Here is a 24644-nt window from a genome sequence, read left to right as displayed (position 1 = left end):
GCTTATCCCATGTTTAACCGATTGAGGAAAAAGAAAATGTCCAATGAAGATACACCAGTCAACAACAAGCCGTCTAGTGTAAGAATGAATATGTTTTTTTTCGCTGCGTTTGTGATATTCAGTATCCTCATTTTCAGGTTGGCCTTTGTTCAATTTGTCGAGGGACCTGAACTTGCGTATATGGAAACCAGCCGTAATACCAAAGATATTCCGCTAGCCCCTGTTCGGGGGCCGATATATGATGCGACAGGTAAAGTCGCACTGGCCTATTCGGAGCCTGTGCAGTCTCTCTATGTATTGTTGTATGAGGATTATCGAAATGATGACCGCAAACAGGAAGCGCAGGAACTTGCTGATGAACTGGCGGCTGTGTTTAAGCAGTTTAATCCGGGGGACAAAGAACAACCCGATGCAGAAGAAATTATGAAGCGACTGGATCTGGAATCTCAGAAGGCACATGGGTATACTCCTCGTCTGGTGAAATCGGATCTCAACATGAAAGAAATTGCTTATTTTATGGAGAAAAAGTCTGAATATCCAGGTGCTATGGTACTTGAGGAAAATGTAAGAAAGTATGATCCCGATAGGGTCGCAGTTCAGGTGATCGGATATACAAGAGAGTTCAAGGGCCAACAGGACAACTTGGACAAGTATAGAGAAATCAGCAAATCGGAAGCAACAGAACGCGATCCAGGATTGCGCTATACCCAGCAGGAAAAAGTTGGAGTTGATGGCCTTGAATTTCAATATCAGGAGGAGCTTCGTGGGCGTAGCGGCTACCAATCGATCGATATTAATTTGCGTAATTTGCCAGAGGGTACGATGCAACAGACTCCGCCGGAGAAGGGATACAGTCTGGTCTCCACAATCAATAAGGAAATTCAGATGGCAGCGCAGCAGGCAATAACGGATGAATTGCGTAAACTTCCGAACGCCGTTACGGGATATGCGGTAGCCATGGAAGTGGATACAGGCAATGTAGTGGCTATGGCGAGTATGCCTGATTATGATCCGAATGACTGGGATTATGACAAGATCAAGTACGTTTATCGCAACGGAACAATGGCTTCCTTCCCACCGGACGATTCGAAAAAACATACGGAATCCGTTGTTTTGTTGGGTTCCGTTATTAAGCCACTTAGTGTACTAATTGGATTGAAAGAGGGTCTGTTCAGTACAGGGCAAACCTACTATGACCAAGGGTATGCTACTTTAGGGAAAGATGGGAGAAAGGTTAGAAATTCACACTCGGCATTTAACGGCTCTATTACAGCGAGACGGGCTATTGAGAAATCTTCCAATGCCTTTATGATTGATATGGTGGGAAAGGGCCTCTATAACAAATATGGGGCGACCGAGGGCGTGGAAGTGTGGGACAAATACATGAAAAAGTTCGGTTTGGGCGTGTCTACAGGAGTGGATTTGCCGAAAGAGTATCTAGGTACACTAGAATACAATAGTGATAATGACGAATCAGGCTTGACGAGGTTAGCGTTTGCTTCATTTGGACAGCAAGCAAAGTATACAACGCTTCAACTCGCACAATATACCACGATGCTTGCCAATAAGGGCAAACGGATCGAACCTCATTTAGTGAAGGAAATCCGTGACGCCGAGGGCAATGTGGTCAAGAAAATCAAACCAAAAGTGTTAAACGAGGTTGATTTTGCTGATGCATACTGGAATGAAGTGCATAAGGGTATGGTCACCAAAGTAAGTTCGTTTGACGGTTTCCCCTATGATTATGCGAGAAAAACAGGAACCTCGGAGCAGGGGACAGGGCCGAATAAAAAGGAAAACGGTGTATTTATCGCATTTGCACCACGGGATAATCCCAAGCTGGCTATAGCTGTTGTTGTACCCGAAGGTGGCTTTGGCTCGGTCAGTGCGTCTCCGATTGCACGTAAAATTTTCGATGCTTACGATGAAGTGTATGGCCTCGATGGGACTCCAAAAGGGAAGAAAGATCAGGGGAAAGATACGGAGTAGCGATGAAGCAGCTCAAAGAAAAAAGGACAGAAGAAAGCGGAAAAGAAAACAGGCTAATTAAATCACCTTATACTCATTTGGACAGGCAGGGGAAATTATCCCTTGCCTTTTTATTTTTCATCGGCTAAAATTTGCACAAGGGAAACATTATTAGACGAGTATAAGTTTTGATGCCTTGTACAACAAAATTAGGCGTGGACAATTATGTTAGGAGAGGGAAAGGGGCGATTGGAATTGTTGATGGTGAAGATGAGGAGCATACAGAGAGGATTAATGACGCTGGCAGCTGTTGTTTTGGTTATCGTGCTAACAGCATGCTCAGGTGCAGCGGAAACAGGAGGCAGTGAAGGGAAGGTACAAGTCACGGCCACAACAGGCATGATTGCGGATGTAGCACGTGAGGTCGGCGGGGCATATGTTGATGTGACCGGGCTGATGGGCCCAGGGGTTGATCCTCACTTGTACAAGGCTTCGCAGGGAGATATTCGGAAGCTGGAGCAAGCAAAGGTCATTTTCTATAACGGATTGCATCTTGAAGGCAAAATGACAGACATCTTGGAGAAAATGTCCAAGAGCAAAATAGTAACGGCTGTCTCGGAGAACATTCCGGTGGAGGAATTGCGTTCAGGAAAAGATACAGGCGGAACGGAATACGATCCACATGTCTGGTTTGACGTCAGCCACTGGATGCATGCCGCAGAGGCGGTGCGCGATACACTCGTGGAAGCAGACCCGGAACATGCAGAAGAGTACAAGACCCAGGCAGAGCAATATTTAATGAAACTGGAGGCATTGGATTCCGAGGTGCGGGAAAAAATCCAGGAGATTCCGGAAGCCAGCCGTGTATTGGTCACGGCGCATGATGCCTTTGGATACTTCGGCCAAGCTTATGACATGAAAGTAATGGGGCTTCAAGGAATCAGTACAGCAGCAGAGTATGGTGCGAGGGATGTCAGTGAGTTGCGGGATTACCTTGTAGAAAACAATATCAAAGCGGTATTTGTAGAATCCAGCGTACCGGCAAAAGCGATGGAAGCGATTATTGCCGGGGCAGCCGAAAAAGGACATACCGTAAGCATTGGTGGCGAACTGTTCTCGGATGCGATGGGTGCTGAGGGAACAGAAGAAGGAACGTATATCGGTATGATCCGCCATAACACTCAGACAATTGTAGAAGCATTAAAATGATAAACGATATAAAAGAGAGGAGTGGAAAGAGCATGAGCGATGCCATTTTATCCGAAAAATCTCAACTACAGCCCAATGCCAACCATCTGAAGGGAACACAGCCTACATCAGCTCCGCTTAGTGTGCGGGATCTGGCGGTGGCTTACCATAAAAAGCCGGTGCTCAGTGGGGTATCTTTTGATATCCCGGAAGGTCAGCTGATTGGTATCCTTGGTCCAAACGGGGCTGGGAAATCCACCTTGATTAAAGCCGTTCTGGGACTAGTGCCCAAAATGCACGGCGAGGTTAAAATTTTTGGCCAGTCCTACCGAGAACAGCGTCGCCGCATCGGCTACGTACCACAGCGTGAATCTGTTGATTGGGATTTCCCGACTCACGCACTTGATGTTGTCATGATGGGGCGTTATGGACATCTGGGCTGGTTCCGCCGTCCAGGCAAAAAAGAACGGGATCTGGCAGCTCACTGCCTGGAGCAAGTGGGCATGGGTGATTATATGTACCGCCAGATCAGTCAGCTGTCCGGCGGACAGCAGCAGCGTGTCTTTCTGGCACGGGCACTGGTACAGGATGCGGAATTGTACTTTATGGATGAGCCGTTTGCAGGTGTGGATGCCACAACGGAAAAAGCTATCATTTCACTGTTGGAACAGTTGAAGAAGCAAGGAAAGACCGTACTGGTTGTTCACCATGATCTGGCGACAGTGGAGGAATATTTCGACCATGTGTTACTGCTTAATGGACGGCTGGTTGCAGGTGGACCCACGAATGAAGTATTTGTACCAGATACTTTGCAAGAAACGTACGGAGGCCGGATCGCGATGATTGGAAGCCGGTCGGAGAAAGGCCAGGTGTAGTGCATGTGGAACTGGATAGTAGCCATCTTGTCCGATCCCAATACACGCTGGATATTGCTTGGCTGCTTGTTACTCGGATTCAGTAGTGGAATTATTGGCTCTTTCACATTTTTGCGTCGTCAGAGTCTCATGGGAGATACGCTGGCTCATGCAGCTCTGCCAGGAATTTGTATCGCGTTTATGTTGACTGAAACCAAATCAGTAGGATTATTTCTGTTCGGTGCGCTCGTGGCTGGAATCATTGCAACCTTCGGTATTTCGTGGATCACACGGTATTCCCGGATCAAGCAGGATGCGGCGATGGGGATTGTGCTGACTGTATTTTTCGGTATTGGCGTAGTGATGCTTACCCGGATTCAGCATGGTGCAAGCGGAAGTCAGAGTGGACTGGATAAATATTTGTTTGGTCAGGCCGCATCCATGGTGATGACGGATGTGTATGTTATGGGCGGTGTCTGTGTTGTATTATTGATCGCTTGTCTGGCATGGTTCAAGGAATTCAAGCTGGTGAGTTTTGACCCGGGATTCGCACGCGGCATGGGACTGCCCGTTGGCATGCTGGAACAACTGATTCTGCTGTTGACCGTTATTGCGGTTGTTGCAGGAATTCAGGCGGTAGGTGTGGTGCTTGTCGCCGCTTTGCTGGTGACCCCTGCGGCAGCAGCTCGCTGCTGGACGGACTCGCTCTCGCTTATGGTACTGTTGGCCGGCATATTTGGAGCACTGAGCGGTGCGACAGGTACAATCTTCAGTACCTTGGTGCCTAATCTGCCGACAGGGCCTGTAACGGTACTGGCAGCGACAGTGCTATTTGCGGGTTCCGCATTGCTTGCTCCACGACGTGGACTGCTGGCACGGCGCTTGCGAAGTATACAGGCTAAATCCGCTTATTTGAGAGAAGAGCATGCCACGCTCCAGACACTCTCTGCACAGCGGGCACAGCAGGAACGGGGTGAGTTATAATGGCAACGTTTTGGATTATATTAACGGCCATTTTGGTATCCTCCGCCTGCGCCATTCTTGGCTGTTTTCTCATATTAAGGCGGATGGCTCTGGTTGGTGATGCGATAAGTCATGCCGTTCTTCCGGGTATTGCGATTGCTTTCCTGTGGAGCGGCTCACGTGATTCGTTATGGATGCTGCTCGGCGCAACGGTATTTGGATTACTGACGGTGTTCTTCATTCAAAGCTTGCAGGCTGGTGGACTATCATCGGATGCTTCCATCGGAATAGTGTTTACGGCACTCTTCGCAGTGGGTGTCATTCTGATCAGTCTGAATGCACAGCATATCGATCTGGATCTGGACTGCGTGCTGTTCGGTGAGATCGCCTATGTCCAGTGGGATACCCTAACGCTTGGAGGGACGGATGTAGGCCCAAGGGCGGTCTGGATGCTGGGCATCACCTTGCTGGTCATCCTCCTTGTCATCGGTTTGTTCTACAAGCAGTTCAAGTTGTGTGCTTTTGATCCGGCGTTGGCTGCGGCTTGTGGCATTCCGGTGGTACTGTTCCACTATCTGCTTATGGGGCTCGTTTCCATGACATCGGTGGCTTCATTTGAAAGTGTAGGGTCCATCCTCGTGGTAGGCATGCTGATTGTACCTGCAGCGACGGCGTACTTACTCACGGATCGATTGGGCAAAATGATTCTGTACAGCGTGCTCGTAGGAGCGGCTTCCTCGGTTGGAGGTTACATCATGGCTTATGCGCTGGATGCTTCCATTGCAGGTTGCATGGTAGCCGTAGCAGGAATTCTGTTTGTTCTGGCCCTGCTGCTGTCTCCAAAGCATGGTATTGTCTTCCGTTATGCTCGTCGCAAATTCGCGGCACGTTAATGGATAAAAAAGTAGCAGCCGCCTGCATTGCAGGCGGTTTTTTCATGGATACAGGTAAGTTTTATCTTATACCAGACTTTTACACGAATTGGGACAGTCGCCTGTTACTATGTTGCAAAGGTTCGCCCGCTTCGCGGGTTACTTTGTTGCAGGCAGACGATCTGTGGTAAAATGTCGTTAGCTGTGACGTCCGGAGCATCCGCCTACGCGGATGCCGGGCGATCTTTTTGTGAGAGTATGTTGAATAGATATAAAGAGCATATAAGTTGAACTGGAGATACATTGGAAAACGGAGTGGACAGAAGGGACCTGAAGAAGCGATTACTTGGTTTTATAAATTTTGTTTTTCCAAACAGGTATATTGGGTTTTATAAATAACAGGCGTAGTGGAGGGAACGGAATCGATCTGAAGAAGCGAAGCGTTCGCCTTTGTATCCAAATTACAACTATTAGAAAGTTGGTTCAAGAAAATTTGGATACAACAGCGATCGGAAGACGATCCGTCCCCGTAACGTTCACCCTGCAGACCCTTAGGAATACCAATGTTGTAGCTATAAAGGAAATATATAAAATCAAAGATAACAGCGATCGAAAGGTTTTCTGGCCACTTAGTGTCTAGATGTATATCCATGAGTTCAACTTGGAGAGAGACAACTGAGGAGGAAATACGGCATGAGTGAACTAAAATACAAATTGCTTGCATTGGATATGGATGGAACGCTGCTTAACGATAATCATGAAATCACACAGGAAACCGCCAAATGGATTCAGATTGCCATTCGTCGAGGAGTGCATGTGTGCCTTTCGACAGGAAGAGCTGTTTTTCATGCGATGCCTTATGCGGTACAGCTTGGGCTTGAGACCCCGATGATAACGGTCAATGGCAGTGAAGTCTGGAAAGCTCCGCATGATCTGCACATGCGTCATCTGATGGACCCGGCATTGATCCGCAAAATGCAGGAGATTGGCGAAAAATATAATAGCTGGTACTGGGCATACTCCGTGGAAGAGCTGTTCAACCGTGATCGCTGGACGGACAATATTGAAGGTCTGGAATGGCTGAAATTCGGATTCAATACTGAAGTGGATGAAGTGCGTCACCAGATTATGATGGAGCTGCAGCAAATGGGCGGCTTGCAAATGACGAACTCCTCACCTGTTAATATTGAGATTAACCCTGGTGGAGTATCCAAAGCTAGCGGTGTAGCTGAAGTCTGCAAGCTGCTGGGCATAGAGATGTCCGAAGTGGTTGCTGTTGGAGACAGCTTGAATGATCTGGCTGTTATTGAAGCTGTGGGTCTTGGTGTTGCCATGGGCAACGCGCAGGAGCAGGTGAAGGAAGCGGCTGACCTGATCGTAGCGAGCAACAACGAAGATGGCATTGTCGAAGTCATCCGTGATTATATTTTGAAGGGGGAATAACCTTTGCTCGCAACCGTTGGCTGGATTTTAATTGTACTGCTGTTTGCGGTGGGGATGGCTGGAACGGTATATCCCATACTGCCTGGTGCTATAGCGATTTTCTTCGCGTTTCTGGTCTATGGCTGGTTCTTCAGCTTTGATCCGTTTGGTGTATGGTTCTGGATTATTCAGATTTTGATCGTAGTGGTGCTGTTTGTGGCTGATTATGTCGTCAGTGCCTGGGGTGTGAAAAAATTCGGCGGTTCCAAATTATCGACGACTCTCAGTACAATTGGTGTCATCATTGGCCCATTCGTCATTCCGGCCTTCGGACTCGTACTGGGGCCATTTATCGGTGCGTTTATCGGGGAACTGATCGGAGGGTCTTCACCTGCGAAAGCTTCTAAAGTCGGATTTGGTTCCGTGGTGGGGCTATTTACTAGCACCGTTATGAAAATTATTTTGCAAATCGTCATGATTGTTCTGTTTATTATCTGGGTGGTAAGATTCGCATAGACGTTAGGGAACGGCTTCATCTGGATGCACGTCGGTGTGGGGGAAAGAAGGGGAATTGGCTTGTCTAAGAAGGAAACATTCATTAGGGGTACGCTCATCTTGGCGGCAGCTGCGCTGATTGCGAGGGTACTCGGATTGGTTCAACGGGTGCCGCTGGAGCATATCCTCGGCGATATCGGTAACGCATCGTTTACCATCTCCAATACGGTATATTTAATGCTATTAACTGTAGCTACAGCAGGCATACCAAGTACACTGAGTAAAATGGTGTCAGAACGATATGCGCTGGGGCGCGCAGGTGAAGCACAACAAATCTACCGTGCAGCCCTGATCTTTGCGGCTGTAGCCGGGGTAATCATGTCTGCTTTATTGTGGTTCGCAGCACCTTATTATGCGACGTACGTATCCAAAGTACCGGAATCGGTGAGCGCCATTCGGGCCTTGGCACCAGCGCTGCTGCTCTTCCCAGCCATCGCAATGATGCGTGGATATTTCCAGGGTCGCGGCAATATGACAGCAGGCGGCATTTCACAGATTGTGGAGCAGTTTGCACGTGTAGGTACAGCGATTATCGTGGCGTTTGTGATGCTGCAATGGAATTATGATGATCAAACCATTGCGGCAGGGGCTTCATTTGGGGGCGTATTCGGAAGTATTGGCGCTTTTGCTGTCATGTTGTACTTCACCTTGAAGCTTCGCAAAAATGACCGTGCGGCGCAATTGAATTACGAGCGTGCGGAGCAATTGCCCATGCGGGGCATCTACAGTGATATATTTAAACTTTCGATTCCAATCGTATTATCTTCACTCGCTGTTCCGGCGATTAACTTTATCGATTCATCGCTGGTAGTTCCGCTGCTTAGTGGACGAATCGGACTGGAAGAAGCGACAGGAGTACTTGCCATTCTCGGTGCCAAGGCCCAAAGTATTGCAGGCATTCCTCCGATTCTGGCTATCGCACTGAGTCAGTCGCTTGTGCCCGTCATTTCGGCAGCTTTTGCACGCAAGGATGAAGTTCATCTGAAAAATCAGGTGACGCTTGCTTTGCGCATTTCGATTCTGACAGGAATGCCAATCGTTATCGCTCTATGTGCGGCGGCATATTCCGTTAATGGTTTGCTGTTTACCAGCCCAGACGGAACACCGATCATTACATTGCTGACGTTTGGTACCATTTTCCAAATTACAATGATGACCACCAACTCCATTTTGCTTGGGGTAGGTAAACCACGGATTACAATGATCAGTGTAGCTGCGGGTATTGTGGTCAAACTCATAGCGAGTTTAATCCTGGCTCCGATTTTTGGCATCTACGGCATCATTATTGCGACAGCATTGTGTTTCCTGGTTATTACGTACCTCAATCTGCGGGTACTTCGAAAAATTGTTGATTTCTCGATCATGGGTGATCGCTGGAAAGGATTTATCATTACCGTACTGCTTGCAGCAGGTGTTGGTTTTGCGGCGAACTGGGCTGGCAACTCCATCTTTGATCTATTCCTGCCAGCACGTGTATCTTACCTTGTGACCTGTCTGTTTGTGGGGGCGCTTGTGGTTGTCGTGTACCTGGTGCTCATGGTTGTTCTACGTGTACTTCGACAAGACGAGCTGGGCAGTTACCCTCGTATTTTGCAAAAAATACTCCGCCCACTTATGCGTCTACAACGTGGAGCCGGGCAACGTGGATAATCGATTTAACACACAATACACACTTCGTTATATTTGTTGAAAAATAAGTACAAGCTCTGTCTGCTTTCATAGCGGACAGGGCTTTTTTGTAAAATCTATATAAAGGTAGTCCATTATAGACTTCTAGACATTCCCTGGTAAGGCTCTATCCTTAATGCGTTAAGGTTTTGGCATCATGGGCCAATGCAGTTTTCAGCATGCCATACCGATGTTCATGACTCATTTCGAACAGCCAGGGGCGGCGCGGGATCGTGAGATGACCGAGGCAATCGCGATTTTGCAGCCAGTCCTGCCTTGTAATTGGTTCATACGGCGTATCACCCCATACAGCCAGCAATTCAGGACTATATAACCGTTGTCCTTCCGCTAACCATTCTTGATCCAGCAGCTCCTGGCTGTAGAGCTCAGCTTCTCCGGCTTCATCTTTATGTGCGGTGAACAGACCAGGCCAGTATTCAGCACGTGAGCCACGGTGGGGAACCGAGCGTGCAAACTCCAATACTTGTGTGTACACTTGTTCCACGCCAAACAGCATCGCATATAAGCCCTTGCCAAACATTATCCGCTCATCCAGCTTGCCAAAATGTTCAATAACCCGGCCTGCAAGACCTTTTTCCCGTCCGAGTGGAAATACGATATGATTCAGCCCAGCCAGATTATGCAGATGAAATGCGGGTTTGGACAGCACTTGTTTTTGAAAATAGGGATGCTGCACGACCCGGCTCTCAATATAGTTCTGCTCATTAATAATTAAGGCCACACTAAGCAGCGAGCTGCATCGCTCCAGCCAAAATCGTTCCCAAAATGGCGTCATGAACGCCGATACATGAAAATGGGACAACAAATGGAAACAGCTCCGGCCGATCCGCCGGCTATTCATATATAACAGAAGCTGGGGATAAGCATCCTGGAAAATGAGGGCATTGCATCGCTCCAGTAGTCGATACATGTGCTCACGGTCTGTTTGATTTTGCAGATTATGCATAAGGTCACTCTGAAGATCGGTCATGTGATATCCGCCGTTGCGGGATACCATATGCGCCAGCAGGGCCCAATGCAGCTCTGGATACTGTTCGTAACATTCCAGGTATGCTGCTGTGCGAGTGATGTTACTCCGGTTGTTTTCCTGCGTTAATGTTTTGATCTCTTCCAGAATAATGCAGTCCTCTTCACAGACCAGTGCACTGAGCGTATTTCGGGCAAAAGAACTTTCGTTTCCAGGCAATAGGCGCTCCACATCAGCTTGTAAGCTAGCAGCCATGTCAGAGTCCCAAGCCATATCACGCAAAGGATGACGAAGCTGTGCAGAGGCCTGCCAAGCCGCCTGTTTACCCCTCCATACTTCACGGGCGGCACCTGGGATGGACCGGACCATCTGTAATATCGATCCGTGATGGGCAGATTCGGAGGAATCCGTTTTAACGGAAGTCATGACATGACCTCCTTTCCTGATAATCTGATTATTGTTTTAGTTTAACAAGCTGTTGATATCAGTATGCGCCGAATATTTGACTTCCACTCCGCAATTTGCTTCACTAAGAGGATAAGACAAGGTATAGAAAGGAAGATGTTGTGATGGAAAAGATTACATCGAAACCGGAATTTGATGTGGCAATCCAATCTCCGCGTTTGACTGTAGCTGTATTTAAGGCAGATTGGTGTGGTGATTGCAAGTACATCGATCCGTTTATGCCTGAAGTTGAAGAGAAGTTTGCTCGTGAGCTGAAGTTGATTGAGGTCGACGTAGATCAGGTGGGTACAGTGAGCGAAGAGCAAAATATTCTGGGTATCCCCAGCTTTGTAGCTTACACGGATGGCCGGGAACTCGTTCGTTATGTGAACAAACTGCGCAAGTCGAGAGAAGAGATTGAGCAATTCCTGCAGCGTGCAGTTGAGGTGTATAACACGATTCATAAATAAAGCATGACAGGTTCACCATGTTAAAGGTTATAATTAAAGGAACGCCATTTCTCTTGAAATAGGGAAGTGGCGTTTGTATTTTTAACATTTTTCGGGGAAGCTAATGACGTACATAGCCTTGATCAATGGAGGGTCAACTTTTCGACAGACGTTAACATTTTGTCACAAAGCGCGGGCGTCAATGACACATTTATCCGGTATAATGAATTTAGTTGTGAAATAAGTGTCAAAGTACCGAATCAAGCGGAGGATGTAGTTCTTCGCCATCTTAAACCAACAGCGGGTGAGAAAAAAATTGAAGCACTTAACCTTGTTTAAATGGTTAACCGTATTAACCTGTCTTGTCATGTTTCTGGCCACATTTGGCGGAGGCGTTGTAACCCGAACGGAATCGGGCCTCGGCTGCGGTGCAGAATGGCCTTTATGTAACGGAAAACTTGTGCCTGCACACACTGTTGCCTCACTTATTGAATTTTCCCATCGCGCCGTTAGCGCACTGGCAGGACTGTTGTCCATAGCCTCTTTTGTAGCATTTTTGCGGTTTGGCAAATCACGCCGTGATCTGCAGTTGTTTTCATTGTTAACGCTGATATTTGTGATTGTCCAGGGAATCATGGGGGCTTTTGCCGTCGTATTCTCCCAATCTTCCGCAGTCATGGCACTGCATTTCGGGTTTGCCTTAATCGCTTTTGCCAGCTCCTTGATGATGGCGCTTGGTATTCGGCAGGAGGCTCGCCATGGTGGATTGGAACGACTGAATCGATATCCGCGAGTCAGCAAAGGGTTCCGAAATCTGGTATGGTTTTCCACGATCTATACGTACCTCGTGGTATATACTGGAGCATTTGTGAGCCATACGGATTCTGCTGGAGGCTGTTCAGGCTTTCCGCTCTGTAACGGGCAGATTATTCCTGAGCTCTCGGGAGGCGTAGCTGTTGCTTTTGCTCACCGGGTGGCGGCTGTTTCATTAGTAATCGTCATTGCAATTCTCGGCCATTTTGCGTATCGCAAACATCCGGATAACACGGAATTAAGAGCGCTCGGCGTCATTTCTGTTGTACTGGTTTTATTGCAAGTGGTCATTGGTTTTGGACTGATGCTCACGATGAACCGTCCGGAAGTGTATATGTTCGTGGCGCTGGCGCATATGCTGGATATTGCCATTTTGTTCGGCGTATTAACTTATATGAGTTTCCTGGTGTACAAGCTGCATCGGCCCGTTAACCGGTTCTAATCTATATCCGAATTATTGTAGTTCAGGGGATGAATCCAGTGAAGTTCACCATCCGATGATGTACATCATTGGACAGGTGAACTTTGTTTGATGTCAGGCGTGTCAGGGCACCCTATTGTAAGCAGCGGTCATACGTTTACTCTGACTCCGATTTTGTTTAATATGATGAATTATTATTAATTTGATGATCTGCAGAGTGGAAAGAGGAGGCTATATATGCTGCGAACGTTGCTGGGTGAAAAGCCACGTAAGAACGAAGGCATACTAAAGGACGCGATGGAAGCGATGGCGGATACACTTGAGCTATTTCAGCGACAGATGCATGTGGACCATGATCCTACCCATGATTTTCGTAAACTGTATATATGGACCCAGGGATTGATCTCTTCGCTGGATGAACTGGAGCAAAGTTGTTTTGCAGCTTCCCATTTCCGTCAGAAAGTCAAAGCGGGCTCTACGGATGATATGACGTTACCAGAAAAAGCGGAGTATGCCCGTTACGTCTATTTCTATAAGGATGGCTTCATCCGATGTTTTGCCATTCTGGATAAGTTAGGTACAGTGTTGAATGAAATGTTTGAGCTGAACACAACCAATGTTAAAACACATTATTCTTACTTTACCGTATTAAGACAGTTCGGATATGACAAGCAGCATTATGTTCTTGCCAACGAACTCATCCAGATTAAAGATTCCTACCGTGAGCCAATGAGCAAATTACGTAAACTACGAAACATGGAGATTCATTACATGAATTCCGAAATGCAGGATGATCTGTGGCAGCTACACCAAACTTTGCAGGGGAAAGTGAAGCTGGAGGACCTGGATCAGCATCTTTTGGAACTCCGCGAGGGCGTAGACATGGTATGTAAGACGTTAAAAGCAGCGTACGGCTACATCAACAAGAAGTGGCATAAGCAGGGAGTGGCTCAACCGCCAAAGTGATTTGAATTGTAATATTTGCCTTTGACAAATCGGAATACTTGGATTATACTGAGTTCCTGATTGACAGTTAGATGGAATTAACATTTATGACATTAACATTATAACTACTACTGAACTTATAAATTAAATATTTCTTATCGAGAGCGGCGGAGGGACAGGCCCGATGAAGCCCGGCAACCGATTTATAACGGCATGACAGCTGTGTCATACTTTATAGATGTTAGGTGCTAATTCCTACAAAATGGTGCAGGGCACGATTTTGGCAGATGAGAAGGTATAATCTTTCACGTGAAGAGCCCTTTTTGTTTCTGCAAAAGGGGCTCTTTTTTTGTACGATGAAGGGGAGTTTTCCTTTCATTCGGGTAAAGATACATGTAGGCAGTGGGAAGGAGCAGTAATTTTGATTGAATTAAAAGGTTTAACCAAGACGTACGGTAAAGGTTCAAAAAGTACGACGGCCTTATCGGAACTAAATTTGAATATCCGCAAGGGTGAAATATTTGGAGTTATCGGTCATTCCGGTGCAGGCAAGAGTACATTGATCCGTTGTATCAATTTGCTCGAACGCCCCACGGCAGGCGAGGTTTGGGTTGATGGTATCAACCTAACCGATCTCAATAAGTCCGATTTGCAACAACAACGGCGTAAGATCGGCATGATTTTTCAACACTTTAATCTGTTATCCTCAGCTACGGTATATGATAATGTGGCTTTTCCTTTGAAGCTCGTTAATACGCCCAAGGCTGCCATTGATCGGAAAGTGAAGGAAATGCTCGCATTGGTTGGGCTGGAGGACCACAGCAATAAATATCCGGCCCAGCTGTCAGGCGGACAGAAGCAAAGGGTCGGTATTGCGAGAGCACTCGCGAGTGATCCGAACGTGCTGTTGTGTGATGAGGCCACATCGGCACTTGATCCCCAGACAACCGATTCGATTCTGAAGTTATTGCTGGATATCAATGAAAAGTACAACCTCACGATTGTGCTAATCACCCATGAGATGCACGTGATCCAGAATATCTGTGATCAGGTGGCGGTTATCCATCAGGGAGGCATCGTGGAGCAAGGGCCGGTAACGGAAGTATTCCTCAAGCCACAGCATGCCATTACGCGTGACTTTATGATGCGGGACCATGAGGTTGGAATTGCATTGGAAGAGACCGCTCTGGCGAGTGCAGATGTCTCATTACAGACGAACGGAGCTTCTAAGCTTGTGAAAATATCCTTCCTGGGCAATAAAACCTATGAGGCGATTTTGTCCAGAACGGTTCGTAAAACAGGAGTGGATTTCGCCATTTTGCAAGGCACCATTTCAACCATCAAACAAGTTCCCTATGGACAGCTGACCGTTCGGTTCGAGGGACAGTCAGATGAGATTAATCTCACCATTAAAGAGTTAGTGGATCAGGGACTTGATGTGGAGGTGCTTCGTTAAATGGATTTTTCAACGGTACGTTGGGAAGAAATCGGTAAGGCTTCGATTGAAACACTGCAAATCCTGGGAGCATCGGGCTTGTTCACGATCATCATTGGTCTGCCGCTAGGCGTATTGCTGTTTATGACGGCAAGGTCGGCTTCGATCCAGTCCCAAGTGGTGTACACGATATTATCGTTCATTGTAAACATTCTGCGCTCAGTGCCATTTATCATTTTGATTGTTGCACTCATTCCGTTTACGCGTTCACTGGTCGGCACAGCTACAGGAGTGCTGGGTGTCATACCACCGCTCGTCATTGCCGCAGCTCCATACTTTGCCCGATTGGTGGAAACTACACTGCGTGAAGTGGATCGTGGCGTCATTGAAGCGGCACAGGCGATGGGCGCTTCAACCGGACAGATTGTACGGCGCGTACTTCTGCCAGAGGCATTGCCGGGTCTGTTAGCCGGGATCACCATTACAATCGTTACCCTTGTTTCCTACACGGCGATGGCGGGAATGGTTGGTGGTGGAGGTCTGGGAACATTGGCAATCAACTATGGATACTTCCGTTATCAGTATGAAATTATGATTATATCCGTTGTATTTATGGTCATTCTGGTGCAAGTGCTTCAGATGGCTGGCGATCGTTTGGTTAAATGGTTCACCAGGAAATAACACATATATAGCATTTGCCTGATTCGGTATCGACTTGGTGCAAAATGCAAAAAAATTTATTGGAGAAGGGGTTTTACACATGAAAAAATGGTCTTTTGCTCTACTTAGCATTATGCTGATCGCGGTTCTTGCGGCTTGCGGAAACAACAAGGATTCCGACAGCGGCGCTGACAATGCTGGAGGCGCACCGCGCACCGTAGAATTGAAAGTGGGAGCATCACCAACACCACATGCTGAAATTTTGGAAAGCATCAAGCCTGAACTTGAAGCTGAAGGCATTCGCTTGCAAATCGTGACTTTCAATGATTATGTTCAACCTAACCAACAGCTTGAAGATAAACAACTGGATGCGAACTTTTTCCAACACCAGCCTTACCTGGATACAGAGAACAAAGAACGTGGTTTCCACCTCGTTGCTGTAACACCTGTGCATGTTGAGCCATTTGCTGGCTATTCCAAAAAAATTAAATCATTGGATGAGTTGAAAGACGGCGCAAAAGTAGCCATTCCTAATGACCCATCAAACGGCGGTCGTGGACTGTTGTTGCTTGCAAAAGAAGGACTTATCACGCTGAAAGACAACACAAATATCACTTCTACGATTCAGGATATTACAGCTAATCCGAAAAACCTGAATATCATCGAGCTGGATGCAGCCATGATGCCTCGTCAACTGGATGAAGCAGACCTGGTATTCATCAACGCCAACTACGCGCTGGAAGCCAATCTGAACCCAGAGAAGGATGCGCTGTTGATTGAGGACCTGCAAGGTAACCCTTATGCAAACATCCTCGTATCTCGTGAAGATAACAAAGATGCAGATGCTATCCAAAAACTGGCTGCAGCTCTGCATTCCGAAGAAGTTAAAACATTCATCAAAGATCGTTATCAAGGTGCTGTAGAACCTGCGTTTTAAGCTGAACGATTAAGCTGAAAATACATTGTATACTCGGCTCCACATGTTATGGAACTACTAAAGAAAGCCCTGCATTCTCTTTATGGAGAATACGGGGCTTTTTGTTGTGTACATCATATTAAAGAGTGCTTCGATGTAAGAGCACTTTAAGTACGTTACTTATAAGCTTTAATGTTTATTCGGATTCGGATCAGTATCCGAACGTCCATCTGTCTGTTGGCTATCAGAATGTGTGGACTCCTGTCCAGCAGCATGCTGTTGGTAAGCTTCTTCAGCAGGAGAAAGCGAACTCTGATCTTCTGGGTCAGCATCCTTTTTGCGGCCGGTCAGCTTGCGACGAATCCATCCGAATGCACCAACAATAGCGGCCACGATGACAAACCATCCTTTTTTGAGCAAAAGCAATAATCCAACTTTCTTAGCTACAGCTACACCAGCACCACCGAGAATCAGACTGGTCAGGCCGAGTTCTGATTTTTTGTCTATCGATGCATCAAACTCTTCATAGGTGTTTCCTTTGGTCACGTTGAGTTGGTTAAGCACGGAGCTTTCAAACTGTTTACGGTTTTCTTCAAAATTGGCACTATCCGTAACAAGGATAACACCGATGTATCCCTCGCGGGTGAGTACATTCACATTGTAATTGACGAGTTTTTCCCGCTCTGCATCCTCAAGGCCAAGAGAATAGATCAATTGATGTTTGGTGCTGTCATAGGCGGGCTCAATCTCCCACCCAGTGATAAACAGCTGATTTTCGGGTGATGTTTTCTCATTTTGTTCTTCTGTTCCTCTTTTGTAGCTATCGAGCAGTTCATCGGCGTCCAGATCGTCTTTCTCACTGTCGTCGACATGACCGGTATCGTTATATTCAAAGATCACATACCAGTTAGAGTTTTCGCCGGCGCCATAGATACTTCCAATTTCCGTTCCATTGGGGAAGGAGTCGGTGTCCTCCAGAAACCTTTGGGTGTTAGCTGCATCGAGATAGGATAGGTTTTCGGCTACGGTTAATGTTGCTTTGTTATCAAGTACTACGTTTGAAGGCCCGTCAATCCATTGATAATCTTCGGTGGAGCTATTGCTTTCACTTTCTGCAGATACTGTGGTCGAGAATGGACCTTGAAATGAGGCGATAAGCAAAATTGTGAGTAGAGAGGCTAACCATCTTTTCATTTACGCTATATTCCTTTCGAAGGTGTCATGCAATGTTGTCATTTACATGAACATATGTATTGTGTCGTTATATTCATAAGAAAATAAGGACTTATCGACATTAACATAGGCATCCGGACCAGACAAGGGAATTCTGGAGATAAAGGGTAAATTTTACTCCGAAAGACCTAATTCATTTTATTTTAGTTGTTTGAAAGCTGAGTATTTAGTCCTTAATTTACACTCTTTTGCAAATGGTACAGATTGGTGGGAAACGCGAGTTGTGGGGGGATGATAAATCTTTTATACTGGATGAGTGACTGCTCTTTGAAGAGGGGGATGAACGTGAAGGGAAAGATTGCCCTCATAACGGGAAGTGCCAAAGGTCTTGGTAAAATGACGGCCCTCAGTCTGGCGGATCAGGGTTGCCATATTGCGCTGAATTACGTACATAGTCGTACGGAAGCTGAGGCGTTAGAGGCTCAGATCGTAGCCAAGGGTGTGCGGTGTATTGCCGTCCAGGCCGATATTTCCAAGACAGAAGAGATCACCATGCTGGTTGCAACGGTTGAAGAGAAACTGGGCAGCATTGATATTCTCGTGAACAACGCGGGTCCTTTTGTCCGTGAACGTCGACTGTTTGCCGAGTATTCCGTAGATGAGGTTCAGATGCTTGTGCAAGGAAACCTGCTTGGACCGATGTTGCTGGATCAGCGTGTATTGCCGGAGATGCGGCGCAAGCAGTGGGGACGAATTATCCACTTTGGCTTCAGTCATGCGGGAGAAGCGAGGTCATGGCCTCATCGGGCGGTTTATGCAGCTGCGAAGGTAGGTCTGGTTTCATTTACAAAGACACTTGCTGTGGAGGAAGCTCCCTACGGCATTACGGTTAATATGGTCTGTCCAGGTGATATTCGCGGTGCTAACAAAGAGAAAACGATTGATGAGATGGCAGGTATAACCGACGAGGAAACGCCGAGAGGACGTCCTGGAAGCGGTGAAGATATTGCGCGGGTGATTACTTATCTGTGTCTGGATCATTCCGATTTTATAACCGGTAACATTATGGATGTATCTGGAGGACTTGATCCGATTCGTCCTAACATACAGCGTGAGGATGCATAGCACAAAAAAAGAGCCCTCCGCTTCAGGTGAAGCGAAAGGCTCTTGAGGTTTATTTCGTGAAGGATTGATTAGAATACTTGTACGACTTCTTCGACACCGTCAACTTCTTCAAGAAGGGCACGTTCAATCCCGGCTTTTAAGGTAATGGTGGAGCTTGGGCAGCTGCCGCAGGCACCGACCAGTTTCAGCTTAACGATGCCATCCTCTACGTCGACCAGTTCCACGTCACCGCCATCGCGTTGCAGGAACGGACGAAGTTTGTCAAGCACGTCAGATACCTCATCATACATGGTGCTTTGTGCGTTTTCGCTCATTTTTTTTCAACTCCTTTCCTCACTATATTATATTACAAATGGCCATAAATTAAAATGGTCAAACAAAGCAGGTGAACCTACATGAGACCGATTATTGAATTTTGTGCCAATAATATGCATTTTGGCACAGATGAAGTCATGGATCAACTGGAAGAAAATCCAGACTATGATGTGATAGAATACGGCTGCCTCAGCAATTGCGGCCAATGTTACATGACTCCATTTGCACTGGTGAATGGCGAGTTAGTCATCACTGATAAAGTGGAGGATTTATATAACGCCATTTTGGCCAAAATTGCCGAAGCCGATGCCTGGGATGAGTTGGATCTCGATTAACCGAGATGACGCTTGGACATCCAGAGCACGCCGCTTTTTAAAATACGTGGCACACGTCCCATCATGGACGTCTTGCCCATCAGCCCAAATCCAGCCTTCTTGCCGAGTGCACCGAGTGTGCCACGAAGCTTGAGCGGCTGCGGATTGGGCTTTTCGCCTTTCCAGAGGGCATGCTGAATATGGGCGATTTGTTCACCCTGTACTTCGGCAGCCTGACCGCTTGGTGCATAAGGCACGCTGGCGCAATCACCTACTACATAGACATCGGTATATTCCGGAATTTGATAATATTCGTTCAGTACGACACGACCTTGTGGATCCTTGGTCACATCGAGATCCTGTACGACTTTTACGGGCTGAATTCCGGCAGTCCAGACTACCGCATCCGTTAGAATTTCTTCATCTCGGTTGAAAATGGCGTTTGGTTCAAGTCGGGAAATGGCAATATGCCCACGTGTCTCGACCTGATGTTCGCCGAACCATTCATGAACATAAGCAGACAAGCGCTGCGGAAAAGCGGATAATACACGTTCACCACGGTCCAGGATGCTGATGTTCAGGTCCGGTCTGCTCTCACGAAGCTCGGCAGCCATCTCGACGCCGCTCAATCCACCGCCGACGATATGCACATTACCATAAGCTTTAACTTCGTTAAGACGAAGGTAGGTTTCCCGTGTTTTGCTGAAGCTTTGAATTGTACAGCTATATTCCTCGGCTCCCGGCGTATTGTGGAATCGGTCTGTACATCCAAGTCCAATTACGAGCTTGTCATACTCCAACGGGTCCTGGCCTTCAAATTCAATCTGACGCTGTTCCAAGTCGATCGAAGTTACTTCTCCGTAACGATAAGTGACTTTGTCACTAACTGGAAATTGGATACGCAGGTCATAATCGGATACGGTCCCTGCGGCGAGTGCGTAATATTCAGTTTTCAATCCTTGGAAGGGACTGCGGTCCACCAACACGATTTGTGTATCTGACGGGATCTTGCCTTCCAGAAGTTCCTTGATGATCGTGAGGCCACCGTAGCCGCCTCCGAGAATGACGAAATTTTTCATGACTCGGCTTCCTTTCTGCATCAGTCCCGTGTGAACGGGGCTGTAACCTGTGGAGCAGCTATGCAATAACATAGCTGCTCCTGTTTTTTTAATCTGGATTTGAAATAATTGAAAATAGGCATTTAAAATTACAGATATGCTTCAGCAATCTGCACCACTCCATGCCAAACGCTCCCGGGTAGAATGAAAGTCGCTTATGGGAATGATGCTCATGCTACATGTTATTCGTACACTTGAATTTCATTGTAGAACGTATCACGTTCTACCGGAATGCGTCCAGCACCCTTAATTAACCAAATAAGCTCTTTGCGGGTAAGTCCTTCAGGCGTTAGTGCACCTGCTGCATGACTAATCCGTTCGCGAACGATTGTGCCGTGTGCATCCGAAGCGCCGAATCCCAGAGCGACTTGAGTCAGCTGTGGACCAATGTTGATGAAGTAGGCTTTGATATGATCAATGTTATCCAGCATCAGACGGCTGATCGCAATCGTTTTGAGATCCTCGTATGCAGAGTTACGACGCATGATGCTGGCGTTTTTGCTTTTCGGCTGCATGGAAAGCGGGATAAAGACCATAAATCCGTTGGTTTCATCTTGCAATTCACGAATCTGTACCATATGGTTGACACGATCTTCATAGGACTCAATGGATCCATAAAGCATCGTGGTATGGGTGCGCATGCCCAGATGATGAGCAGTACGGTGCACTTCCAGATAACGGTCAACGTTCGCTTTGTTTACGCGCATTTTTTTGCGGTATTCATCGGACAGGATCTCAGCGCCGCCACCAGTCAGTGATTTCAGACCTGCTTTTTGCAGTTCTTGTAGTACTTCCTTGATGCTCAGTCCGCTGATGCGAGTGAAGAAATCAATCTCGGCCGCTGTGTAGGCTTTCAGCGTAACGTCCGGATATTTCTCGTTTAAAGCACGCAAGGAATCGACATAATATTGAAAAGGAACATGGTTGTTATGTCCGCCTACAATATGGAACTCGCGTACACCTGGGTGAATATGCTGTTCTACGTAATCAATCATTTCCTGACCGGACAACGTGTAAGAGCCTTCTTCGCCCTGATCTTTGCGGAAGTTACAGAAAGCGCAGTGAGCTTCACATACGTTAGTAAAATAAAGGCTCATGTTTTCAATAAAATAAACTTTCTTGCCATTCTTACGCAGGTTGGCCTCATTGGCCAGTTGGCCCAAAGTCAGCAGATCATCCGATTCATACAGATAAACGCCGTCTTCTACGGTCAGCCTTACGCCGTTCTGCACTTTCTCAATGATTTCAGCCATTCTTTTGTCTGTGAACGGTGTTACCAATGTAGACATGTTGTATCCTCCTATTCTTAACCGGAATCGAGTTGTGTGTAGGACTTACTTACAGAACTACATAGAAAAGATGCGGTCATCTGCCGCTTCTTATTATGGACTAACTCTTATTTACCCGGTGCAGCCTTCGCTGCGTACGTAAAGCAAATTTTTCATCAAAATGAGTCTTGTGACTCTATATGCATTGGGGACTGCGAACAGTCTCGAAATGTGAAAAAAATTACAACTCTATATATGATCAACACTCGAATAAGTCATGACAAAATATCGACATTTCAAAGCGATCACCTACTCATTATAAACCTCGTGTCCCGGGGGTTCAATACACTGGGAAGAAAAAGGAGTTAAGGGGGAACGCGGAAACAGGCAAAGATGACTTGAGCCCCTTGACGGGGTGGAGTATAATTTAAAGAAGAGTTAACGAAAGGTTGTTCAAAAATACGCTTTTGATTACGAAGGATGCCTAGCGGCATCTCAGCGTCGAATATGGGATTCAGCCGAAATGTCCGTTGCTCACGTAGTTTTGCCTACGCTCCGCTACTCCATTTCTATCTTCATCCCATCTTCTTGGTACTGAAAAGCGCCCTTTTTGAACATGATTTTATATGAAAAAGGAGAGTGACCTGGCATGATTAGCATCAGCGAAACAGCTGCAGACAGATTGAAAGAAATGCTTGCACAGCAAGAGACACCTGGTATGTTCTTGCGTCTGGGCGTAGCACCGGGCGGTTGTACCGGATTTTCGTACGCCATGGGCTTTGACGATAAAGAGTCCGATGAGGACCTCTATATGGATATTCAGAATATGAAGGTTGTTGTAGAGAAGGAAAACCTGAAGTATTTGAATGGACTGGAAATTGATTTTGAAGAATCCGGTATGTCCGGCGGTTTCACCATTCATAACCCGAACGCAGTAGCAACATGCGGCTGTGGTTCATCCTTCCGTACGAGAGAAGAAGCAGGCGTACCGGATAAAGATTGTTAATAGTTGTGAATCGCGACCTCTATAGCGGATTAGTCTTGTACTAATTACGTTATGGAGGTCTTTTTTTGCGTGGTGGTTTGGTATGTACTTTGGTTGTTCATATTAAGGGGGAACCTGGACGCTTTTTATAGAGAGGTGAAGTTGACAATTTATGTTGTAACTAATATAGTTACATTATGAAATTTAACAGAGCCTAATCACAAAGGAGAGATTATGATGAAGATTGGAATCATTGGCGCGACAGGCAAAGCAGGTAATTTGATTTTGAAAGAAGCGTTGGATAGAGGGCATGAAGTGACAGCAATCGTTCGTAATGCATCTAAGGTAGAAGATAAAAGTCTGAATGTACTTGAAAAGGATGTATTCGACCTCACGGCAGAGGATGCCAAATCATTCGACGTGATCGTTAATGCATTCGGTGCACCTGCCGGGAAAGAGAATCTGCATGTAGAGGCAGGACAAGCCTTGATTAACATTCTGAAAGAGGCGCCGAATACTCGTCTGATCGTTGTTGGTGGTGCAGGCAGTCTGTTCACGGATGAAACAAAAACATTGCGAGTAGTCGATTCTCCAGGATTCCCTGATGCATACAAAGCAACAGCAACCAACCAGGGTAAAAACTTGCAGGATCTGCAAGCTTCTTCAGGTATCCAGTGGACGTTCCTTAGCCCGGCGGGATTTTTTAATCCAGAGGGTGTACGCACAGGCAAATATCAATCGGGTAAAGATCAGATTCTGATGAACAGTGAAGGCAACAGCTACATCAGCTATGCTGACTATGCCATCGCTTTGATTGATGAGATCGAGAACCCGCAGCATCAGAACGAACGCTTTACGGTTGTAGGCGAAGTGAAGTAATTGAATTGAACTGAAAGATGAAAAATGGACGCCAATCATAATGATGATTAGCGTCCATTTTTTCTTATGAAGTTGTAGTTCAATAATTTTCGAAGCTAGTGAGGTGTAACATCATCTATATTTGGATTTGCTATCAATTCTACGGACTCTGCCGACTCGATACTTTCAACACCTTCTACAACCTCAACGAGTCCTACAGCCAATGTAGTGACTGCGGCAGCGGCAATTAGATTCTTGGCCCCGAGCTTTACTCTCTCCATATCCTCATCTTTCATGCCAACAACCACATCTTTGCCACCGTTATACACATACTTAGCTGATAAAACTACGCCTTTAGCTGTATTAGAAACAGCTCCTCCAATATCGGCAAGTCCCGCATCTAACGTTGTATTGTCTTTTCTGATCACACCACTCGCCATATCATATGTACCGCTAGCAAGTTGTCCTACCGTTTTCCCTGTATTAATCGTAGCTTTTTCTACACCATTACCAATTTTTTTAATGAATGGACTCCCAGTAAGTTCTCCGGCCACTCGTACGGTGCCGCCAAGTACTTTTCCGGTAACTTCTCCAGCAAACTGACCCAATTCTTTTAAAAATCCCATATATTCCCCACCTTTGAAATAAGGTTGCACATGTGCTGTCTGAATCTTTTATCTTAATTATATAAGTATATGAGCGATAAGACTATTTACGTTCAGATTCATCAAGCGTTCCTAGTTAACAGAAACCAATCCAACGAATTCGATCTAACCTATCTAGCCGAACTGAACTAGCTTAACGCAACTACCCATACAAACTCACTACAACTATCAAAAAAAGGCGCTACTCCCCAACGGAAGTAGCGCTTTTTCTTTTTACTACCCCAAATTCCTACTTAACACATTTTAGAAGTGTCTCATAAGC

The 24644-nt window shown here is 46.4% G+C and carries 24 protein-coding genes and 1 riboswitch; of the genes, 18 read left to right on the top strand and 6 right to left on the bottom strand.

Features of this window, described 5'->3' with window-relative positions; translation table 11 throughout:
- The first annotated feature begins 9 nt into the window (after positions 1 to 9).
- The 8 genes from BMY78_RS27945 (at position 10) to BMY78_RS27905 (ending at position 9472) form a co-directional block, all read left to right on the top strand.
- Positions 10 to 1989 carry a peptidoglycan D,D-transpeptidase FtsI family protein gene (locus tag BMY78_RS27945; RefSeq protein WP_090904532.1) on the top strand — a complete coding sequence of 660 codons (1980 nt, stop codon included), beginning with the start codon at positions 10 to 12 and terminating at the stop codon, positions 1987 to 1989.
- Positions 1990 to 2193: 204 nt separating this feature from the next.
- The gene (locus BMY78_RS27940) at positions 2194 to 3177 is read left to right on the top strand and encodes a metal ABC transporter solute-binding protein, Zn/Mn family (RefSeq protein ID WP_371129199.1); all 984 of its coding nucleotides are present in this window, start codon (positions 2194 to 2196) and stop codon (positions 3175 to 3177) included.
- 32 nt (positions 3178 to 3209) lie between these two features.
- Entirely contained in the window at positions 3210 to 4031 is an 822-nt protein-coding gene (locus tag BMY78_RS27935) for a metal ABC transporter ATP-binding protein (RefSeq protein WP_256222487.1), read from the top strand.
- Positions 4032 to 4034: 3 nt separating this feature from the next.
- On the top strand, positions 4035 to 4994 hold the full coding sequence (locus BMY78_RS27930; protein WP_090904531.1) for a metal ABC transporter permease: 960 nt from the start codon (positions 4035 to 4037) through the stop codon (positions 4992 to 4994).
- The gene (locus BMY78_RS27925; protein ID WP_090904530.1) at positions 4994 to 5866 is read left to right on the top strand and encodes a metal ABC transporter permease; all 873 of its coding nucleotides are present in this window, start codon (positions 4994 to 4996) and stop codon (positions 5864 to 5866) included. The genes BMY78_RS27930 and BMY78_RS27925 overlap by 1 nt, the downstream gene beginning before the upstream one ends.
- A gap of 672 nt (positions 5867 to 6538) precedes the next feature.
- Positions 6539 to 7288, top strand: coding sequence for a Cof-type HAD-IIB family hydrolase (locus BMY78_RS27915; protein ID WP_090904528.1), 750 nt, complete (start codon positions 6539 to 6541; stop codon positions 7286 to 7288).
- 54 nt (positions 7289 to 7342) lie between these two features.
- Positions 7343 to 7783 (top strand): DUF456 domain-containing protein, encoded by a 441-nt coding sequence (locus tag BMY78_RS27910; RefSeq protein ID WP_090904586.1) that lies wholly within the window; start codon positions 7343 to 7345, stop codon positions 7781 to 7783.
- 60 nt (positions 7784 to 7843) lie between these two features.
- The gene (locus BMY78_RS27905; protein ID WP_090904527.1) at positions 7844 to 9472 is read left to right on the top strand and encodes a putative polysaccharide biosynthesis protein; all 1629 of its coding nucleotides are present in this window, start codon (positions 7844 to 7846) and stop codon (positions 9470 to 9472) included.
- 151 nt (positions 9473 to 9623) lie between these two features.
- On the opposite strand, the gene BMY78_RS27900 is transcribed toward BMY78_RS27905, so the two are convergent.
- Complete coding sequence (locus BMY78_RS27900) at positions 9624 to 10904, bottom strand: DUF2515 family protein (protein ID WP_090904526.1); 1281 nt, start codon at positions 10902 to 10904, stop codon at positions 9624 to 9626.
- A gap of 143 nt (positions 10905 to 11047) precedes the next feature.
- On the opposite strand from BMY78_RS27900, the gene BMY78_RS27895 reads away from it, so the two are divergent.
- The 6 genes from BMY78_RS27895 (at position 11048) to BMY78_RS27870 (ending at position 16582) form a co-directional block, all read left to right on the top strand.
- Complete coding sequence (locus BMY78_RS27895) at positions 11048 to 11392, top strand: thioredoxin family protein (protein ID WP_076290917.1); 345 nt, start codon at positions 11048 to 11050, stop codon at positions 11390 to 11392.
- A gap of 295 nt (positions 11393 to 11687) precedes the next feature.
- Entirely contained in the window at positions 11688 to 12626 is a 939-nt protein-coding gene (locus tag BMY78_RS27890) for a COX15/CtaA family protein (RefSeq protein ID WP_063566122.1), read from the top strand.
- Positions 12627 to 12842: 216 nt separating this feature from the next.
- Positions 12843 to 13571, top strand: a complete 729-nt coding sequence (locus BMY78_RS27885; protein ID WP_090904525.1) for a Cthe_2314 family HEPN domain-containing protein — start codon at positions 12843 to 12845, stop codon at positions 13569 to 13571.
- A gap of 131 nt (positions 13572 to 13702) precedes the next feature.
- A riboswitch (SAM riboswitch) is annotated at positions 13703 to 13844 on the top strand.
- A gap of 127 nt (positions 13845 to 13971) precedes the next feature.
- On the top strand, positions 13972 to 15006 hold the full coding sequence (locus BMY78_RS27880; RefSeq protein ID WP_090904524.1) for a methionine ABC transporter ATP-binding protein: 1035 nt from the start codon (positions 13972 to 13974) through the stop codon (positions 15004 to 15006).
- Positions 15007 to 15666 (top strand): methionine ABC transporter permease, encoded by a 660-nt coding sequence (locus BMY78_RS27875; protein ID WP_090904523.1) that lies wholly within the window; start codon positions 15007 to 15009, stop codon positions 15664 to 15666. It begins immediately after the preceding gene.
- Between the two features lie 79 nt (positions 15667 to 15745).
- Positions 15746 to 16582: a MetQ/NlpA family ABC transporter substrate-binding protein gene (locus tag BMY78_RS27870; RefSeq protein WP_072735490.1), complete on the top strand. Its 837-nt coding sequence runs from the start codon at positions 15746 to 15748 to the stop codon at positions 16580 to 16582.
- Positions 16583 to 16750: 168 nt separating this feature from the next.
- Here BMY78_RS27870 and BMY78_RS27865 read toward each other — a convergent pair whose 3' ends face one another.
- Complete coding sequence (locus BMY78_RS27865) at positions 16751 to 17755, bottom strand: DUF2167 domain-containing protein (RefSeq protein ID WP_090904522.1); 1005 nt, start codon at positions 17753 to 17755, stop codon at positions 16751 to 16753.
- A gap of 324 nt (positions 17756 to 18079) precedes the next feature.
- On the opposite strand from BMY78_RS27865, the gene BMY78_RS27860 reads away from it, so the two are divergent.
- A complete protein-coding gene (locus BMY78_RS27860) occupies positions 18080 to 18859 on the top strand; it encodes an SDR family oxidoreductase (RefSeq protein WP_090904521.1) in 780 nt (259 codons plus the stop codon).
- Between the two features lie 68 nt (positions 18860 to 18927).
- Here BMY78_RS27860 and BMY78_RS27855 read toward each other — a convergent pair whose 3' ends face one another.
- Positions 18928 to 19173, bottom strand: a complete 246-nt coding sequence (locus BMY78_RS27855) for a NifU family protein (RefSeq protein ID WP_062324083.1) — start codon at positions 19171 to 19173, stop codon at positions 18928 to 18930.
- Positions 19174 to 19254: 81 nt separating this feature from the next.
- Here BMY78_RS27855 and BMY78_RS27850 point away from each other — a divergent pair, with 81 nt between their 5' ends.
- The gene (locus BMY78_RS27850; RefSeq protein WP_063566116.1) at positions 19255 to 19509 is read left to right on the top strand and encodes a YuzB family protein; all 255 of its coding nucleotides are present in this window, start codon (positions 19255 to 19257) and stop codon (positions 19507 to 19509) included.
- Here BMY78_RS27850 and BMY78_RS27845 read toward each other — a convergent pair.
- Together BMY78_RS27845 and mqnE are read right to left on the bottom strand one after the other, a co-directional pair.
- Entirely contained in the window at positions 19506 to 20567 is a 1062-nt protein-coding gene (locus BMY78_RS27845) for an NAD(P)/FAD-dependent oxidoreductase (RefSeq protein ID WP_076290910.1), read from the bottom strand. The genes BMY78_RS27850 and BMY78_RS27845 overlap by 4 nt on opposite strands.
- A 221-nt stretch (positions 20568 to 20788) precedes the next feature.
- A complete protein-coding gene (gene mqnE / locus BMY78_RS27840; protein ID WP_090904520.1) occupies positions 20789 to 21895 on the bottom strand; it encodes an aminofutalosine synthase MqnE in 1107 nt (368 codons plus the stop codon).
- A 628-nt stretch (positions 21896 to 22523) separates the two neighbouring features.
- On the opposite strand from mqnE, the gene BMY78_RS27835 reads away from it, so the two are divergent.
- The gene (locus BMY78_RS27835; RefSeq protein ID WP_064635713.1) at positions 22524 to 22880 is read left to right on the top strand and encodes a HesB/IscA family protein; all 357 of its coding nucleotides are present in this window, start codon (positions 22524 to 22526) and stop codon (positions 22878 to 22880) included.
- Positions 22881 to 23096: 216 nt separating this feature from the next.
- Complete coding sequence (locus tag BMY78_RS27830; protein ID WP_090904519.1) at positions 23097 to 23738, top strand: NAD(P)-dependent oxidoreductase; 642 nt, start codon at positions 23097 to 23099, stop codon at positions 23736 to 23738.
- A gap of 95 nt (positions 23739 to 23833) precedes the next feature.
- On the opposite strand, the gene BMY78_RS27825 is transcribed toward BMY78_RS27830, so the two are convergent.
- On the bottom strand, positions 23834 to 24343 hold the full coding sequence (locus BMY78_RS27825) for a hypothetical protein (protein WP_090904518.1): 510 nt from the start codon (positions 24341 to 24343) through the stop codon (positions 23834 to 23836).
- Positions 24344 to 24644: the final 301 nt, after the last annotated feature.

This window comes from Paenibacillus sp. OK076 (assembly GCF_900110055.1).
In the GTDB taxonomy this organism is placed as follows: Bacteria; Bacillota; Bacilli; order Paenibacillales; family Paenibacillaceae; genus Paenibacillus.
Note: the sequence above shows the minus strand (reverse complement) of the source record. Positions and strands in the feature narration are given on the sequence as shown.